Annotated in this window: 20 protein-coding genes; 11 read left to right on the forward strand and 9 right to left on the reverse strand. The window is 71.4% G+C overall.

Annotated features, from left to right (window positions below; translation table 11 throughout):
- The first annotated feature begins 1,156 nt into the window (after positions 1-1,156).
- Positions 1,157-1,645: a DUF3617 family protein gene (locus tag K244_RS22370; RefSeq protein ID WP_036307155.1), complete on the forward strand. Its 489-nt coding sequence runs from the start codon at positions 1,157-1,159 to the stop codon at positions 1,643-1,645.
- Between the two features lie 37 nt (positions 1,646-1,682).
- Here K244_RS22370 and rpsU read toward each other — a convergent pair whose 3' ends face one another.
- Positions 1,683-2,003, reverse strand: coding sequence for a 30S ribosomal protein S21 (gene rpsU / locus K244_RS0119795; RefSeq protein WP_020188035.1), 321 nt, complete (start codon positions 2,001-2,003; stop codon positions 1,683-1,685).
- A 315-nt stretch (positions 2,004-2,318) separates the two neighbouring features.
- On the opposite strand from rpsU, the gene K244_RS0119800 reads away from it, so the two are divergent.
- Positions 2,319-2,534 (forward strand): hypothetical protein, encoded by a 216-nt coding sequence (locus tag K244_RS0119800; RefSeq protein ID WP_020188036.1) that lies wholly within the window; start codon positions 2,319-2,321, stop codon positions 2,532-2,534.
- A 31-nt stretch (positions 2,535-2,565) separates the two neighbouring features.
- Entirely contained in the window at positions 2,566-2,988 is a 423-nt protein-coding gene (locus K244_RS0119805; protein WP_020188037.1) for an FKBP-type peptidyl-prolyl cis-trans isomerase, read from the forward strand.
- A 68-nt stretch (positions 2,989-3,056) separates the two neighbouring features.
- Here the strand turns inward: K244_RS0119805 and K244_RS0119810 are convergent, their stop codons facing one another.
- From K244_RS0119810 to K244_RS0119825, 4 genes are all read right to left on the reverse strand, one after another.
- Entirely contained in the window at positions 3,057-4,445 is a 1,389-nt protein-coding gene (locus tag K244_RS0119810; protein WP_020188038.1) for a gluconate:H+ symporter, read from the reverse strand.
- A gap of 39 nt (positions 4,446-4,484) precedes the next feature.
- Positions 4,485-5,015: a gluconokinase gene (locus K244_RS0119815; protein ID WP_020188039.1), complete on the reverse strand. Its 531-nt coding sequence runs from the start codon at positions 5,013-5,015 to the stop codon at positions 4,485-4,487.
- Positions 5,016-5,133: 118 nt separating this feature from the next.
- Entirely contained in the window at positions 5,134-5,346 is a 213-nt protein-coding gene (locus K244_RS0119820; RefSeq protein WP_024816636.1) for a SlyX family protein, read from the reverse strand.
- A gap of 2 nt (positions 5,347-5,348) precedes the next feature.
- Positions 5,349-6,098, reverse strand: a complete 750-nt coding sequence (locus tag K244_RS0119825) for a rhodanese-like domain-containing protein (RefSeq protein ID WP_020188041.1) — start codon at positions 6,096-6,098, stop codon at positions 5,349-5,351.
- Between the two features lie 150 nt (positions 6,099-6,248).
- Here K244_RS0119825 and K244_RS24010 point away from each other — a divergent pair, with 150 nt between their 5' ends.
- The 3 genes from K244_RS24010 to K244_RS0119840 are packed head-to-tail and all read left to right on the forward strand — an operon-like array spanning position 6,249 to position 9,490.
- A complete protein-coding gene (locus tag K244_RS24010) occupies positions 6,249-8,297 on the forward strand; it encodes a tetratricopeptide repeat protein (RefSeq protein WP_020188042.1) in 2,049 nt (682 codons plus the stop codon).
- Positions 8,298-8,316: 19 nt separating this feature from the next.
- Entirely contained in the window at positions 8,317-9,162 is an 846-nt protein-coding gene (locus tag K244_RS0119835; RefSeq protein ID WP_020188043.1) for a 4-(cytidine 5'-diphospho)-2-C-methyl-D-erythritol kinase, read from the forward strand.
- Between the two features lie 7 nt (positions 9,163-9,169).
- The gene (locus K244_RS0119840) at positions 9,170-9,490 is read left to right on the forward strand and encodes a YnfA family protein (RefSeq protein ID WP_020188044.1); all 321 of its coding nucleotides are present in this window, start codon (positions 9,170-9,172) and stop codon (positions 9,488-9,490) included.
- Positions 9,491-9,493: 3 nt separating this feature from the next.
- On the opposite strand, the gene K244_RS0119845 is transcribed toward K244_RS0119840, so the two are convergent.
- From K244_RS0119845 to K244_RS0119855, 3 genes are all read right to left on the reverse strand, one after another.
- Positions 9,494-9,778, reverse strand: a complete 285-nt coding sequence (locus K244_RS0119845; protein WP_020188045.1) for a type II toxin-antitoxin system RelE/ParE family toxin — start codon at positions 9,776-9,778, stop codon at positions 9,494-9,496.
- Entirely contained in the window at positions 9,775-10,002 is a 228-nt protein-coding gene (locus K244_RS0119850; RefSeq protein ID WP_020188046.1) for a hypothetical protein, read from the reverse strand. The genes K244_RS0119845 and K244_RS0119850 overlap by 4 nt, the downstream gene beginning before the upstream one ends.
- 73 nt (positions 10,003-10,075) lie before the next feature.
- The gene (locus K244_RS0119855) at positions 10,076-11,032 is read right to left on the reverse strand and encodes a polyprenyl synthetase family protein (protein ID WP_244593480.1); all 957 of its coding nucleotides are present in this window, start codon (positions 11,030-11,032) and stop codon (positions 10,076-10,078) included.
- A 468-nt stretch (positions 11,033-11,500) separates the two neighbouring features.
- Here K244_RS0119855 and K244_RS0119865 point away from each other — a divergent pair, with 468 nt between their 5' ends.
- Both K244_RS0119865 and K244_RS0119870 read left to right on the forward strand, forming a co-directional pair.
- Positions 11,501-11,731: a DUF2007 domain-containing protein gene (locus K244_RS0119865; protein ID WP_020188049.1), complete on the forward strand. Its 231-nt coding sequence runs from the start codon at positions 11,501-11,503 to the stop codon at positions 11,729-11,731.
- Complete coding sequence (locus tag K244_RS0119870) at positions 11,728-12,546, forward strand: methyltransferase (RefSeq protein ID WP_020188050.1); 819 nt, start codon at positions 11,728-11,730, stop codon at positions 12,544-12,546. The genes K244_RS0119865 and K244_RS0119870 overlap by 4 nt, the downstream gene beginning before the upstream one ends.
- Here K244_RS0119870 and K244_RS0119875 read toward each other — a convergent pair.
- Complete coding sequence (locus K244_RS0119875; protein ID WP_020188051.1) at positions 12,540-12,866, reverse strand: hypothetical protein; 327 nt, start codon at positions 12,864-12,866, stop codon at positions 12,540-12,542. The genes K244_RS0119870 and K244_RS0119875 overlap by 7 nt on opposite strands.
- 202 nt (positions 12,867-13,068) lie before the next feature.
- On the opposite strand from K244_RS0119875, the gene K244_RS0119880 reads away from it, so the two are divergent.
- The 3 genes from K244_RS0119880 to K244_RS0119890 all read left to right on the forward strand — a co-directional run bounded on the left by K244_RS0119880 (position 13,069) and on the right by K244_RS0119890 (position 15,255).
- On the forward strand, positions 13,069-13,950 hold the full coding sequence (locus tag K244_RS0119880) for a S49 family peptidase (RefSeq protein ID WP_024816638.1): 882 nt from the start codon (positions 13,069-13,071) through the stop codon (positions 13,948-13,950).
- 101 nt (positions 13,951-14,051) lie between these two features.
- Positions 14,052-14,246: a hypothetical protein gene (locus K244_RS0119885; protein ID WP_020188053.1), complete on the forward strand. Its 195-nt coding sequence runs from the start codon at positions 14,052-14,054 to the stop codon at positions 14,244-14,246.
- Positions 14,247-14,325: 79 nt separating this feature from the next.
- Positions 14,326-15,255 carry a glycine--tRNA ligase subunit alpha gene (locus tag K244_RS0119890; RefSeq protein WP_020188054.1) on the forward strand — a complete coding sequence of 310 codons (930 nt, stop codon included), beginning with the start codon at positions 14,326-14,328 and terminating at the stop codon, positions 15,253-15,255.
- Positions 15,256-15,257: the final 2 nt, after the last annotated feature.

A 15,257-nucleotide genomic window follows, 5' to 3' on the forward strand; every position in this document is an offset into this window, starting at 1 on the left:
AACCACCCCCACCCCCGGCCCCTCCCCACAAGGGGGAGGGGAGACCACGCGCGGCCTCCGACGCGGGGGGGCCACCCGCTTCGTCGTCCTCCGGCTTGACCGGAGGACCCGTCTTGAACGTCGAGCGCCACGCCGGACATGGATGGTCCGGTCAAGCCGGACCATACGGCCCGCGGAAGGGAGCGAGGCGAGGAGGGACTCCCGCAAAGTATCTTGACTTTATTCCTATTGTCCCGCACCTTTTCCTCGCCACTCCCCGTCACGGGAGGCGTGTCCGGACCGGCCGGCCATGCGGGGAGGGCGCGGCGCCTGCGGCGGGGATGACCGGATGTCACCGCCCCGGGACGCTCAGCTGCGGGGCCTTCCCGGCGCGCGCGTTCCTCATGAGGGCGCAAGGGCCGAGAAGCGTTGCGAGGCCCGCCCGCACTACGACGGGCGCCCTAACCCAGGGTCAGGACCCGCCTGAACGCGGCGGCTTGGCCTCCGGCCCCAAAGGCCGAAGGCTTCAGCCCACCGCGAGGGAGCCACATACACGCCGAGGGGTCTCCCCGCGGCTGGAAAGGCCTCCCGGCAGGAGCGCCCCGGAGCCGTCTGCAGCCAGGCGCAAAATCGCCGCGCGCGGAACGTCGGGCGACCGACATCTGCTTTCTACAGAACAGGGTGGCCCGGCGTTCCGCGCCTTCCCGGTTTCGAGTTGCGTGGGGTTGTCATCGCTGGGGTTAGGACGGCCGCGGGGCGAACAAGTCCCGGCGGACGGATTTTCGCGCGCCAATCCCCAGGCTTCAAACACAAGCGCGGGACTCCCTCCCTCGAAGAGGGGAGGGTGGACGGGCGAAGCCCGGCCGGGTGGGGTGGCGCCAGGATGAAGCTTCCGGCCGCCCCGCTTATCCGTCCAAAGGGCCCCACCCGACCTCGGCTGGCGCCGAGGCCACCCTCCCCACGCCTGCGGCGCGAGGAGGGATCCCCGCGCCGGGCTGCGGACAGGGGCGATCGTGGAGACGGATGCGGATGGTCGGAAGAGGCGGGATCGGTGGGGATGACGGACCAACGGGCGATGGACGAACGCCGCGCGGCGGGCCAGCATCGCGGCCGATCCGGCGCGCGACAGAACGCCGGACGCGTCCGTTCGAGGACAGCCTATCTTGAGGACCGCTATATGCACGCCGCCCGTCTCGCCCTGATCGCCGCATCGCTCGCGCTGAGCGGCGCGGCGCTCGCCGCCTCGCCGCCGTCGCGCGCGCCGGGCCTGTGGGAGACCGCGACCATCACCGACGCCGGGCGCACGGTCGCGAAGGAATGCGTGGGGGCGGGAACGGACCGGCTAGTGCGCCAGGCCATGACGGGGCTGACCTGCCGCAACGACGATTTCAAGCGCACCGAGGACGGCGGCTACGCGGCCGGCGCGATCTGCCGGTCGGGGCCGACCTCGATCGACAACAAAATCGTCGTGTCGGGGGATTTCGAGAGCTTCGCGCGAGCCGAGGCCACCACCGTGATGACGGGGCTCGCGGGCGAAGTGGGCGGCGAACGCCGCTTCCGCACCACCATCGAGGCGCGGAAGCTCGGGGAGTGCGCGCCCGGCCAGCGGCCGGGCGACGTCATTCTGTCCAACGGCACGGTGATCAACGTGCCGGCGGGCAAGTGAGCGGGCAGGTGAGCGAGGCTTGGGGCCTTGCTTCGCCTCAGGTCCGGTCGAAGCCGCCGGTCGCGGGGGCCGCGCCGCCGGCGCTGGGCGCGCCTGCGCCGAAGCGCGGCGAACGGGCGCCGCCGACGGGACGGGGCTTCTTCTTCGGGCCTGGGATCAGGCCTTCGCGCTGGGCGGCCTTGCGGGCGGCCTTGCGGGTGCGGCGGACGGCCTCGGCCTTCTCGCGGGCGCGCTTCTCGGAGGGCTTCTCGTAGGCCTTCCGCTGGCGCATCTCGCGGAACACGCCTTCGCGCTGCATCTTCTTCTTCAGGACCTTGAGGGCCTGGTCGATGTTGTTGTCGCGTACGAGAACCTGCACGTCGTCTCCTTCAAGCTCGATGTGTGCGGCGCGGGGCCGGGAGCGATAGCGCTTGAGAACGCGGAGACGTTCCGGCGCACGCCGTCAAAAGGAACAAGTCGCGCCCGAGTGGCGCGAGGCCTTCGTGGGTACGGCTTAGGCGAACAAAGGGCCGGACACGCGAAACCGCATCAGTCCGGCGCGGCCGCGGACGCGACGCCGGCCCACGGGAGACGCTTCAATTGGGGGCGGAGGCCCGGATGTCAAGTGCGCAAGGTCCGCGGCGCCCGTAAAGAGCGCGCTGTCGCCGACGCGCGCGGCATGGTATCAAGACGGATGTCAGACCGCATCCATCGTTACAAAGTCGGCCAGCACGTTTCGCTCGCCGCGTCCGCCTACGGCCGCACGGCCGCCGAGGTCGAGATCGTCCGGCTCATGCCGGCCGAGCGCGACGACCTCGAGCCGCAGTACCGCGTCAAGAGCCGCGGCGAAAGCCACGAGCGCGTCGTCGGCGAGGGCATGATCGCCTCGCCCTTCGGCGCCGGCGCCTGATCCCAACTCCCCGGGAGCTCGACCCATCCCCATGACGCTTCTACGCATTCTTTCGACCGGAGCCTTCGTTCTCGCCATGACCCTCAGCGCCGCCGCCGCCGAAACCAAGACCCTGCCTTCGGGCCTCGCCTATGTGGACGAAGCCGTCGGCTCCGGCGCCGAAGCCGTGCCCGGCAAGACCGTGCAGGTGCATTACACCGGCTGGCTCGACAAGGGCGGCGAGAAGGGCGCGAAGTTCGATTCGTCCCGCGACCGCGGCCAGCCCTTCGCGTTCGGGCTGGGCGGCGGCCAGGTGATCAAGGGGTGGGACGAGGGCGTCGCCGGCATGAAGGTCGGCGGCAAGCGCACGCTGACGATCCCGGCCGAGCTCGGCTACGGCGCGCGCGGCGCGGGCGGGGTGATCCCTCCGAACGCCACGCTGATCTTCGACGTGGAGCTGCTCGGCGTCCGCTGAGCGGCCCAAGTCGCATCGACCTGACGTGACGACGGGCGGGATCCCACGGGTCCCGCCCGTCTCGCGTTTCACGCCAGCACGAAGATCAGGCCCGCGAGCGCGAAACCCATGACGCCGATCAGCGTCTCGAGCACGGTCCAGGTCTTCAGCGTGGTCTTGACGTCCATCTCGTAGAACCGCCCGACCAGCCAGAACCCGCTGTCGTTGACGTGGCTCAGCGTCACGGAGCCCGCCGCAAGCGCCAGCACCACGGCCGCGAGCTGCACGCCCTCGTAGCCGGCGGCCGAGACCGCGGGCTGGACGAGGCCCGCCGCGGTGATCAGCGCGACCGTCGCCGAGCCCTGCGCGACGCGGAGCGCGGTCGCGATCACATAGGCCGCGATGAAGATGTGGAGACCCATGTCGTTGAGCGCGCCGGCGAGCGCGTCGCCGATCCCGCTCGCCCGCAGCACCGCGCCGAACATGCCGCCGGCGCCGGTGATCAGGATGACGGCGCAGACCGGCCCGAGCGCGCCGTCGATCAGCTTCTCGATGGTCTGGGCGCTCTCGCCGCGGCGCACGCCCAGGACGTAGGAGGCGACGAGCACGGCGACCAGCAGCGCGACCGGCGTCGCCCCGAGCGCCCGGGCCACCTGGAACCAGGTCGCGCCGCCGTCGGCGAGGCCCATGGAGCGCAGGCCGTTGAGGCCGGTGTTGACGAAGATGATGGCGAGCGGCAGCAGCAGCAGCCACACCACCGTCGAGGACTTCGGCGGGTTGGCCTTCCGCTCCTCCTGCGGGCCTCCCGCGAGCAGGTCCGGCACCGGCAGCACGATCCGCCGGCCGATCCAGACGCCGTAGAGGTAGCTGGTCACGTACCAGGTCGGGATCGCGATCGCGAGGCCGAGCAAGGTGACGAGGCCGACGTCGGCCTTCAGCAATTCGGTGGAGGCGACGGGACCGGGGTGCGGCGGCACGAAGACGTGCATGACGGAGAAGGCGCCGGCGACCGGGATGCCGTAACGCAGCAGCCCGCCGCCGAGACGGCGCGCGACCGAGAACACGATCGGCAGCATCACCACGAGGCCGGCGTCGAAGAAGATAGGGAAGCCGAAGATCAGCGAGGCGACGCCGAGCGCGAGCGGCGCGCGTTTCTCGCCGAAGAAGCGGATGAGGTCGTCGGCGAGCGCCTGAGCGCCGCCGGACACCTCGACGAGGCGTCCCAGCATGGCGCCGAAGCCAACGAGCAGCGCCACAGGTCCGAGCGTCGCGCCGAAGCCGTTCACCAGGGTGTCGATGACCTTGCCCGGCGCCACGCCGGTCGCGAAGGCGGTCACCAGACTGACCAGCACCAGCGCGACGAAGGCGTGGACCCGCATGGAGATGATGAGGACCAGCAGCGCGACGATCGCGACGGCGGCGATGATCAGAAGGGGTCCTGCGCCGAGGGCGGGCGCGACGGCGGCGGCTGCGTTCATGGCGGCTCCTGGGGGGCGTTTGGAAAGAGGCGAGAGAGATCAGCCGCGGGCGAGGCGAAGCTTCTCGACCCCGGCCGAAATCACCTCCTCCGGCGGGACCGAGACGTCGACGATCGCGCCGTCCTCGTCGGCCTGGAGGGGTTCGAGGTCGGCGAACTGGGAGGCGAGCAGCGACGTCGGCATGTAATGGCCCTTCCGCGACGACATGCGGCTCTGGATCGCGTCGACCTCGCCCGAGAGCTGGAGAAAGCGGACGCGGGCGTCGGCGCCGCGCAGCACGTCGCGGTAGCGCCGCTTCAGCGCCGAGCAGGTGACGACGGTGCTCTCGCCCGCCCGGGCCTTCTCGCTGATCCAGTCCCGGATCAGCGCAAGCCAGGGCGCGCGGTCGGCGTCGTCGAGCGGGACGCCGGCCGTCATCTTGTCGATGTTGGCCTTCGGGTGAAACCTGTCGGCTTCGGCGAAGCTCCAGCCGAGCCGCGCCGCTAGGCCTTCGGCGGTCGTCGTCTTGCCGACGCCGGAGGGGCCCATCACGACCACGCAGGTGATGCCGTTTTGTCGGTTGGCCGTCATGTCACGTCTCCTCGCCAAGTCGGCGAAACATTACGCGCTGCGGCGCCGCGGCAAGGGGCGGCGCGCGGGTCGCCGTCGAACCTGACCGCCAGCCCGGGCCGCGCGAGGCAAGCCGCCGTCAGTAATGCGGCGGCGGGCGGTCGACGGGCGCGACGCCGTTCGCGGCGTCGTCGAGCCGCTCGCCGAGCGCGGCGGTCTGGCGCTGGAGCGCGTCGATCAGCGCCCATTGCTGGGTGATCGTCTGGTTCAGGCTTTCGATCGCCTCGTCCTGATAGGCGATCCGGATCTCGAGCGCCTCCAGGCGCTCCATCAGCTTCGTCTCGCTGCTCATCGTCATGGCGTCGTCTCCTCCGGAGGAATCTCGGCCAGGCCGTGGCCGAGCGCGATCCTGTCGTCGAACACGAAACAGGTGCCCCGCCACAGGCTTTCGGCGGATGGGACCTCCTCGAGATACTTCAGCACGCCGCCCTTGAGCTGGCGAACGTCGGAGAAACCCTGCGCCAGCAGGTGGGCGCTCGCCTTCTCGCAGCGGATGCCGCCGGTGCAGAACATCGCGATTGTCCGGCCGCGGGCGTCGCCGAGCCGTTCCGCGGCGAACGCCTTGAAGTCGCTGAAGCGCCGGGTCCGGGGATCGATCGCGCCTTCGAACGATCCCATCTCGACCTCGAAGGCGTTGCGCACGTCGACCACCACGACGTCGTCGCGGGCGATCAGCGCGTTCCAGTCCGAGGGCGCGACGTGGACGCCGGTCTGCACGGACGGGTCGGCGGCGGGGTCGCCGAGGGTGACGATTTCGCGCTTCACTTTCACTTTCAGGCGCCCGAAGGGCGCCTTGGCGGCGGTCGAGAGCTTCAGCTCCAGTCCGTCGAGCCGCCCGGCGAACAGCGGCCCACCACGCAGTTCGGCCAGGAACGCTTCGAGCGACGCCGGCGGCGCGGCCACCGTGCCGTTCACGCCTTCCTGTGCGAGAAGGATGGTGCCCTTGACGTCATGAGCCTCGCAGAGCGCGCGCAGCGGCGCCTGCAACGCGGCGGCGTCGGGCAGCGACGTGAACCGATAGAGGGCGGCGACGGCGTAGGACATGCGCTGCCTCTAGCAGGCCCCGCCGCGCAGGAACAGGCGCAGAGCCGCAGGGCGGCGGACTTGTGGGCGCCCGGCGAACCGGTCCATGGTGGCGCCGATGCGCGGCCGTCGCGAAGCGACCCTGCGCGGAAGCCTCGGAGGTCCGGACACGTGACGTTCATCGATCGGCGCGCCGCCGCTTTCGCACTCGTTGCGGCGCTGTCCACGGCGCCTGCGGCCGCGCGCGAGACCTCCTTCGACATCGATTCCCTCGCCGGCCGCTCCTCGCTCGCCGGCGCCTATCTCGCGGGCCGGGTGGCCGGCGCGCAGCGCGACGTCGACGCGGCGGCGGCGTTCTTCCGCGCGGCGCTGAAAGCCGATCCGCGCAACCCCCAGCTGCTTGAACGCGCCTTCCTCCTTAGCCTCGCCGAGGGCGGCGAGGGCGACGCGATGCGCCTGGCCGAGCGGGTGGTCGCCGCCGATCCGACCAACCGGGTCGCGCAGCTCGCCCTGGCGGTGCGCGCGCTGAAGACCGGGTCCTACGGCTCCGCGCGCTCCGCGCTGGAAAAGGGCGCGCGGGGGCCGCTCGCCGATCTGAGCGTCAGCCTGCTGTCCGGCTGGTCCTGGGTCGGCTCCAACCAGCCGCAGCGCGCCTTCGCCGCGCTCGACAAGCTTCAGGGCGCGGACTTCTTCGGCGCCTTCCGCGACTACCACGCGGCGCTGATCGCGGACCTCACGGGCCGGAAGGACGAAGCCGAGAAGCGGTTCGCCGCCGCGCTCTCGGGCGACGGGGCCGCCCTGCGCGTGGCGCTCGCCGCGGCCTCGTTCCGGGCGCGCAACGGCGACGCGGCGGGCGCGCTGAAGGCGCTCGACGATTTCGAGAAGAACGGGCCACGCCATCCGCTCGCCCGCGAGATGCGCGAGATGATCGCCCAGGGCCGCGCGCCCGAGCGCGTGGCCTCGAACGCCCAGGAGGGCGTGGCGGAGGTGCTCTACGGCATCGGCGGCGCGCTCGCCCGGCAGGGGGGCGAGGACCTCGCCACCGTCTATCTCCAACTGGCGCTCTACGTTCAGCCCGAGCATCCGATGGCGCTCGTGACGCTGGCCGATCTCTACGACCAGCTGAACCAGTACGAAGACGCGATCGCGGTCTACGAGCGCGTGCCCGCCTCCTCGCCGTTGAAGCGCAACGCGGACATCCAGAGCGCGATCGACCTCGACCGCCTCGACAAGACCGACGAGGCGAAGGCGCGCCTCGCCAAGCTGATCGCCGCGGCGCCGGACGACCAGGAGGCTCTGGTCGCCCTCGGCAACATCGAGCGCGGGCGCGAACAGTTCAAAGAGGCGGCCGAGACCTACACCAAGGCGATCGACCTGATCTCCGCCGCGAAGACTGCGGAGCCGGCGGCGGTCGCGCCGGCGCCTGCGGCCGCGCCGCAGGCGGACGGGGCGCCGAAGCCCTACGTCGTCAAGGCCCGCGACAGCCTGTGGACGCTCGCCCGCGATCATCTCGGCGACCCGAAGCGCTGGCCGGAGCTCGCGGCGTTCAACCGCGCAAACGGCGTGCGCATCCCGCGGTCCGGCGCGCTCGCGCCGGGACAGACGATCGTGCTGCCCGCCCAGGCGCAGGCCGCCGAAGCCGCGGCGCCCGCGACGGCGCCCGTGGCGGCCCCGGCCGCCGCTCAGCCCGCCGCGGCGAGCCGGGCGGACTGGTCGCTCTATTACGTCCGCGGCATCGCCTACGAGCGCTCCAAGGAATGGGCGAAGTCGGAGGCCGACCTGAAGAAGGCCCTGTCGCTGGTCCCCGACCAGCCGCTCGTGCTCAACTACCTCGGCTACTCCTGGATCGATCAGGGCATCCACCTCGACGAGGGGATGAAGATGATCCAGCGGGCGGTCGAGCTGCGGCCGGACGACGGCTACATTGTCGACAGCTTGGGCTGGGCGCACTTTAAACTGGGACAGTTCGACGACGCCGTCCGCGAGCTGGAGCGCGCGGTCGAGCTTCGGCCGCAGGACCCGGTCATGAACGACCATCTCGGCGACGCCTACTGGAAGGTCGGCCGCAAGCTCGAGGCGGGGTTCCAGTGGAGCCACGCCCGCGACCTCAACCCTGAGCCGGCCGAGCTCAAGAAGATCGAAGCCAAGCTCAAAGACGGCCTGCCGGAGACGCCGCCGACCAGCGCCGCCGACGCGCAGGAGAAGAAGGGCGGCGGCTGAAGCCGCGCGACCGCGCGCGATGCTGCTTCGCGAACGCGCCCCGGCCAAGGTCAACCTGACGCTCCACGTGCTCGGGCGCCGGGACGACGGCTACCATGACCTCGACAGCCTGACGGCCTTCGCCGGCTGCGCCGCGGACGCGCTCACGCTCGATCCCGCATCGCCCTTCGGGCTGACGGTCGACGGCCCGTTCGCCAGGCCGGCCGGCGACGGAGACGACAATCTCGTGCTGAAGGCCGCCCGCGCCCTCGCGGGGCGCGTCCACGGCCTGACGCTCGGCGCCTTCGCGCTGACGAAGCGCATCCCGGTGGCGGCGGGCCTCGGCGGCGGCTCCGCGGACGCCGCGGCCGCGCTGCGGCTGCTGGCGCAGCTCAACGGGCTCGCGAACGACGACCACCGCCTTCTCGACGCGGCGGCCGAGGCCGGCTCCGACGTGCCGGTGTGCCTGCGCTCCCGGGCCGCGCGCATGACCGGGCGCGGCGAGGTGGTGACCCCCGTCGAGATCGCGCCGACGCCGGCGGTGCTGATGAACCCCATGCGTCCCACGCCGACCGCCGAGGTGTTCCGCGCGCTTGGTCTGGCCCCCGGCGAGACGCGCGACGGCGACGCGCCGCCGGAAGACGCCGCGGCCTGGATCGCCCGCGGCCGCAACGACCTGGAGGCGGCGGCGGTCCGCATCGCGCCGGAGATCGCGGCCGGGCTGCTGATGCTCGCCTCCCAGACGGGCTGCCGGACCGCGCGCATGTCCGGCTCCGGCGCGACGGTGTTCGGCCTGTTCGGCACGGCGCAGGAGGCCCGCCGCGCCGCGCGCGCGCTGGCGAAGGCGGCGCCCGCCTGGTGGGTCCGCTCCACGATGCTGCGCTGAGGAACGCATGACGCCGGTCATCTACGTCGCCGCGGCGCTGGCCGAAATCGCCGGCTGCTTCGCCTTCTGGGCGGTGCTCCGTCTCGGCGCGACGCCGGCGTGGCTCGCGGCGGGCGCCGTCTCGCTCCTGCTCTTCGCCTGGCTCCTCACGCTGGTCGACGCCGCGGCGGCCGGCCGCGCCTACGCGGCCTATGGCGGCGTCTACGTCGCGGCCTCGCTCGGCTGGCTCTGGGCGGTGGAGGGCGTCCGGCCTGATCGCTGGGACCTCACGGGCTCCGCGATCTGCGTCGCCGGCGCGGCGGTGGTGCTGTTCGGGCCGCGGGGGTGAGCCTCAGCCGATTATCGGTCGGCGTGCGCCGTGACGGATCGTGAGCACGTCCAGGGAGCCTGCGGCGACATCGATGCGGTAGAAGATCAGATACGGAAAACGGGAGACGCTGAATCTGCGAACGCCTCGCTCCTGAAGGCGTCCGGCGTGCGGATGCTCCTCGATGACGCGGATCGCGGCCCAAAGCGCCTGCTCGACGCGAGCGGCCGCCGATGGATTTTGCGATTTCAGATACCCGCCGATCTCGCGAATGTCGCGCGCCGCGCGGCGCGTGAGGCGAGCGTTCATCGCCGGAAGCTTCGAAACGCCTCCGCGACCTCCTCATGCGAGGCGAACTCGCCCCGCTCGGCCTGCGCGAGCCCTTCGAGTATGGCCTCGCGGTGTTCCGGAGGCAGAGGCTCGGCCGACGCGTCGTCATTGAACACGTCGAGAATGAAGCGTGCGATCGCGTCCTGCGCGTTAGGGGACATCCGGCGCGCGACGTCGACCGCTTCGTCCAACAGCTTCGTCATCCGACGACCCGATCCGACTTGAGGCTCCGGTCGGAATGTGACGCCGCAAGCTGCGCTCCGCAAGCGTCGCCCCTCAGTGCGCCCGCGCCGTCACGAAGCCCACCACGTCGAGCAACGGCTTCGCCTGCGGCCGATCCTGGAACAGGGCGAGAGCGTCGCGGGCCATCGCGCCGTAGTGGCGGGCGCGCTCCAGAGTGGCGTCGATCGCGCCATGCTTCGCGAGCAGGCGGATCGCCTCGGGAAGGTCGCCGTCCTCAATCTTCCCCTCTTCGAGGGTGCGCTTCCAGAAGGCGCGCTCGTCCTCGGAGCCGCGGCGGTAGGCGAGCACGACGGGCAGGGTGATCTTGCCCTCGCGGAAGTCGTCGCCGACCTTCTTGCCGAGCTTGGCCTCGCGCCCGCCGTAGTCGAGCGCGTCGTCGACCAGCTGGAAGGCGATGCCGAGGTTCATGCCATAGGACCGGGCGGCGGCCTGCTCCGCCTTCGGGCGGTTCGCGATCACCGGCCCGACCTCGCAGGCGGCGGCGAACAGGGCGGCGGTCTTGCCGCGCACCACGGCGAGGTAGTCGTCCTCGGTGGTCGCGGTGTTCTTGGCGGCGGCGAGCTGCATCACCTCGCCCTCGGCGATCACGGCCGCGGCGTCGGCGAGGATGCGGAGCGCCTCGAGCGAGCCGACCTCGACCATCATCTTGAAGGCCTGGCCGAGCAGGAAGTCGCCCACCAGCACGCTCGCCTCGTTGCCCCAGAGCATGCGGGCGGCGAGCTTGCCGCGGCGCATCTCGGAGCCGTCGACCACGTCGTCGTGCAGCAGCGTCGCGGTGTGCATGAACTCGACGGAGGCCGCGAGCTTCACGTCGCCGTCGCCGGAGTAGCCGGAGAGCGCCGCGGTCGCGAGCGTCAGCATCGGGCGCAGACGCTTGCCGCCGGAGTTGATGAGATGGTTCGCGACCTCGGGGATCATCGCCACGTCCGATCCCGTGCGGGACAGGATGAAGGCGTTGACGCGCTCCATGCCGGGCGTGACGAGCTCCACGAGCGGGCCGACGCCAGCGGTCTCGCCGCCGTCCTGCCGCTCGTCCAACGGTACCACCACGCCCAAACCCGGCGCTCCTCGACAGTTGCGAACGGGCGGGACCCTACCCAGAGGCCTCCAGAGGCACAAGCCGAAACGTCCGGGGGGCTGACCGTCAGTGCGCGCCGAGCGCCTGCCCGACGGCTTTGGCCGCCATCAGCTGCTGGGAGGCGAGGACCACCAGGAGAATGGCGACGATGAGGGCGGTCAACTCGGTACGCATGGCGCTCTTCACTCACGAGGGCGTCGGTCACAGGCCGGGACGATCGAGGGCGGTCGGGGCGCAAGTGGGGCCGGCGTGAGGCCGTCGCCGCCCAAGATGTAAACGCACGGCAACGTTCGCCCCGCTGTGGCGCCGCCGCCACGTCGCGCGTTGCTCCGGCAAGCTCGGCGGGCCATCATGGCCGCGTCGAAACCGAACGGAACGCGATGCAGGAAATCCTCAGAAGCAACGACCGGGTGCTGCTCTCCTTCGTGCAGGCCACCCTGACCGACGCCGGCCTGGAGCACATCGTGCTCGACGCGAACATGAGCGTGCTCGAGGGCTCGCTGGGCATTCTCGCGGCCCGCGTGCTGGTGGGCGACGAGGACGCGGCGGAGGCCCGGCGCATTCTGGCGGACAGCGGCCTGTCGCACGAGCTTCGCCCCGAGCCGCAGTGAGCGGCGACCTTTCCGACGACCTGTTTTTCGGCGGGCGACTGAAGCTGCTGCAGCCCCGCAAGGGCCACCGCGTCGGCACCGATGCGGCGCTGCTGACGGCGGCTGCGCGGGGCCGGATGGCGGACGGCGGGCTGGTCGCGGATTTCGGGGCCGGCGTGGGCGCCGTCGGCCTGTCGCTTGCCCTGAGCGGGGCCGGCCGCGCGACGCTGGTGGAGATCGACCCGGCGACGGCGGGAATCGCCGTCGAGAACATCCGGCGCAACGGCCTCGGCGACAAGGTCGAGGTCCGGACCGGCGACGTCGCGGACGTCGGGCGAAGCGATCGCTCGCCCCGCCGCGACTCGCTCGACCTGGTGGTCGCGAACCCGCCGTTCGACGCGGCGCGCCGGTTCCGCGCCTCGCCGGACGCCGACAAGGCGCGCGCCCATGCGGCGGACGAGGGATTGGTCGACATCTGGATGCGCGCCGCCGCCCGGGTGCTGCGGCCCGGTGGATGCCTCGTGATGATTCATCGTCCGGAGGCGATCGGCGACCTGGTCGCGCGGTCGGAGGGGCGCTTCGGCGGGGCCCGGCTGCGGGCGGTGCACGCGCGCGCCGCCGAGCCGGCCATCCGCATCCTGTTCGCGGCGCGAAAAGGAAGTCGCGGCGCGCTGGCGCTGCTGCCGCCCCTTGTGCTTCACGGCGAAGGCGACGCCTTCACCCCGGAGGCGATGGACATCCAGCGCGGGGAGGCGACGCTCGCGATGGACGACACGAAAACGCCGGCCGCAAGGGCCGGCGTCGTTCGCGTCAGGTCCGACGCTCCGGATCAGTAGTAGCGGCGGCCGCAGACCTCGCGGGTGCGGGTCACGTAGCGGTAGCCGTTCCACGACCGCACGGTCGTCACGCGGCAGCGCGGACGCGCCGGGCCATAGCCGTAATAGCGCGGGCGGGGCGCGTAGTAGCCGTAATACGGCCGCTCGCGGTAACGGTGACGATAGCCGCGGTGATAGGCCGGCTCGTAATAGCCGCCGCCGTAGTAGCCGGGGCTGCCCACCCCGACGCGCACCGACACATCGCCCGCGGAAGCGGCCGTCGGGACGGCGGCGAAGCCGCCAGCGGCGAGGGCTGCGGCGAGAACGAACTTACGAAACATGGCGTCCTCCTCAGGACAGGGGCGGCGCGCGATGCCGCGGAGCGCCCTGAAAGCCGTCGGCTCGCGCCGTCTGCGTCATCGCAGACCAACCAAGCCGTCTTGCTCCTAGAAGTAGGGCGCACCCCCTGAATTCTCTCTGAGCCCTTCGTTCATCAGGGGTTCATCGACGCCTCCTGCGTTGGCGCCGCAGCCTCGGGCGCCTATGTCTCCGCGCATGAGCCTCTTGACCTCCGCCCGCCTCAGGGCCGCCCTTCGCCCCGTTCTGCCGGCCCGCTGGCGAACTCCCTCCACCGTCGTTCCCGTCGTCCGCCTCCAAGGCGCAATCGGGATCGGCACGCCGTTCCGACCGGCGGTGACCCTGTCGAGCGTCGCGGGGGCTCTCGAAAAGGCCTTCGCGGTCGAGGGCGCCAAGGAGGTCGCGATCATCGTGAACTCGCCCGGCGGCTCGCCGGTGCAAGCGCACCTCATCTGTCGCCGGATCCGCCAACTCGCGGACGAAACGAGCCTCCCCGTGACCATCGTTGTCGAGGACGTCGCCGCGTCCGGAGGCTACATGATCGCCTGCGCCGGCGACGAGATCGTCGCCGATCCCTCGTCGATCGTCGGCTCCATCGGCGTCGTCTCCGCAGGCTTCGGATTCGACCGCGCGATCGAGCGCCTCGGGATCGACCGGCGCCTCTACACCTCCGGCGAGAACAAGGCGATCCTCGACCCGTTCCAGCCGGAAAAGGTCGAGGACGTCGAGCGGCTGAAGGAGATTCAGCGCGAGGTTCACGAGCATTTCATCGCGCTCGTGAAGGAGAGGCGCGGGACGTCGCTCTCGGACGACGCCGAGCTGTTCACCGGGGCGTTCTGGACCGCCTCGTCGGGACTCGCGCTCGGCCTCGTCGATCGCATCGGAGACCTGCGCTCCGTCATGCGTGAACGCTGGGGGGACAAGGTCGAACTGCGGCTGATGACGAAGCGAACTCCGCTGCTCAAGCGGATGATGGGCCGCGGCGGCGAAGGCGTGGAGGCGAGCCTGCCCGACGAGGCGATGGCGGCGATCGAGGCGCGCGCGCTCTGGTCCCGCTTCGGCTTGTGAGCCTCGCGCGACAGGCTCTCTTGCCTGTCGCCGCAACGGCGTCATGATCGCGGGCGACGCTGGCCGTCCGCCAGTTCGGATGAAATCCTTCGGAGACCGCGATGCCGCCGTTCCTCGTCTTCGCCGCCGCCGCCGCCGGCGCCGTCTACGGCGCGAAAGCGATCAAGCGCGAATGGCGTCGCATCAACCGCGAGCTCGAGGCCGCGGATCGCAACGCCGTCGACGCGGACAAGGCGTTGCGTCCCACGCTGCGCCGCGACCCCGCGACCGGCGAATGGCGGCCGGGCGGCCAGTGACGGCCTGCGCCGCTTGACCCTGGAGGCCGGCCGCGACTAGCGTCCGCGCGCTTTCCCGCCCTTCCGGACCGCGACTCCCATGACCCCCGACGACGCCCTGAGCCCCTCCCGCTCGTTCCAGGGGCTTATCCTCACGCTGCAGCGGTTCTGGGCGGCGCAGGGCTGCGTCGTGCTGCAGCCCTACGACATGGAGGTCGGCGCCGGCACGTTCCACCCGGCGACGACGCTCCGGGCGCTCGGGCCGCGGCCCTGGAAGGCGGCCTACGTGCAGCCGTCACGGCGCCCGAAGGACGGCCGCTACGGCGAGAACCCTAACCGGTTCCAGCACTACTACCAGTTTCAGGTGATCCTGAAGCCCTCGCCCGCGAACCTGCAGGAGCTCTACCTCGACAGCCTGAAGGCCATCGGCCTCGACCCCGCGGTTCATGACGTGCGCTTCGTCGAGGACGACTGGGAAAGCCCGACGCTGGGCGCCTGGGGCCTCGGCTGGGAGTGCTGGTGCGACGGCATGGAGGTGTCGCAGTTCACCTATTTCCAGCAGGTCGCCGGCGTCGATTGCGATCCGGTTTCGGGCGAGCTGACCTACGGTCTCGAGCGCCTCGCGATGTACATCCAGGGAGTCGACCGCGGCTTCGACCTGAACTTCAACGGCCGCGACGGCGACGAGAAGGTCACCTACGGCGACGTGTTCCGGCAGGCCGAGCAGGAGTACTCCCGCTACAACTTCGAGCACGCCGACGTCGATCTGCTGAAGCGGCATTTCGAGGACGCCGAGGCGGAGTGCCGGGCGCTGCTGAAGGCCGGCGACGCGGGCGAGGGCCGCCACCTGATGGCGATGCCCGCCTACGACCAGGCCATCAAGGCGAGCCACGCCTTCAACCTGCTCGACGCGCGCGGCGTCATCTCTGTGACCGAGCGCCAGAGCTACATTCTGCGGGTGCGCGAGCTGGCGAAAGCCTGCGGCGCGGCCTGGCTGAAGACCGAGGCCGGCGGAGCCAAGGCGGCCTGACG

Origin of the sequence: Methylopila sp. 73B (genome assembly GCF_000526315.1) — a bacterium.
Taxonomy (GTDB): Bacteria; Pseudomonadota; Alphaproteobacteria; order Rhizobiales; family Methylopilaceae; genus Methylopila.

Coding starts and splice junctions, on each gene's coding strand:
- K244_RS22370 (WP_036307155.1), top strand. CDS start 1,157: ATGCACGCCGCCCGTCTCGCCCTGATCGCCGCATCGCTCGCGCTGAGC.
- K244_RS0119800 (WP_020188036.1), top strand. CDS start 2,319: ATGTCAGACCGCATCCATCGTTACAAAGTCGGCCAGCACGTTTCGCTC.
- K244_RS0119805 (WP_020188037.1), top strand. CDS start 2,566: ATGACGCTTCTACGCATTCTTTCGACCGGAGCCTTCGTTCTCGCCATG.
- K244_RS0119810 (WP_020188038.1), bottom strand. CDS start 4,445: ATGAACGCAGCCGCCGCCGTCGCGCCCGCCCTCGGCGCAGGACCCCTT.
- K244_RS0119815 (WP_020188039.1), bottom strand. CDS start 5,015: ATGACGGCCAACCGACAAAACGGCATCACCTGCGTGGTCGTGATGGGC.
- K244_RS0119820 (WP_024816636.1), bottom strand. CDS start 5,346: ATGAGCAGCGAGACGAAGCTGATGGAGCGCCTGGAGGCGCTCGAGATC.
- K244_RS0119825 (WP_020188041.1), bottom strand. CDS start 6,098: ATGTCCTACGCCGTCGCCGCCCTCTATCGGTTCACGTCGCTGCCCGAC.
- K244_RS0119835 (WP_020188043.1), top strand. CDS start 8,317: ATGCTGCTTCGCGAACGCGCCCCGGCCAAGGTCAACCTGACGCTCCAC.
- K244_RS0119840 (WP_020188044.1), top strand. CDS start 9,170: ATGACGCCGGTCATCTACGTCGCCGCGGCGCTGGCCGAAATCGCCGGC.
- K244_RS0119845 (WP_020188045.1), bottom strand. CDS start 9,778: ATGAACGCTCGCCTCACGCGCCGCGCGGCGCGCGACATTCGCGAGATC.
- K244_RS0119850 (WP_020188046.1), bottom strand. CDS start 10,002: ATGACGAAGCTGTTGGACGAAGCGGTCGACGTCGCGCGCCGGATGTCC.
- K244_RS0119865 (WP_020188049.1), top strand. CDS start 11,501: ATGCAGGAAATCCTCAGAAGCAACGACCGGGTGCTGCTCTCCTTCGTG.
- K244_RS0119875 (WP_020188051.1), bottom strand. CDS start 12,866: ATGTTTCGTAAGTTCGTTCTCGCCGCAGCCCTCGCCGCTGGCGGCTTC.
- K244_RS0119880 (WP_024816638.1), top strand. CDS start 13,069: ATGTCTCCGCGCATGAGCCTCTTGACCTCCGCCCGCCTCAGGGCCGCC.
- K244_RS0119885 (WP_020188053.1), top strand. CDS start 14,052: ATGCCGCCGTTCCTCGTCTTCGCCGCCGCCGCCGCCGGCGCCGTCTAC.
- K244_RS0119890 (WP_020188054.1), top strand. CDS start 14,326: ATGACCCCCGACGACGCCCTGAGCCCCTCCCGCTCGTTCCAGGGGCTT.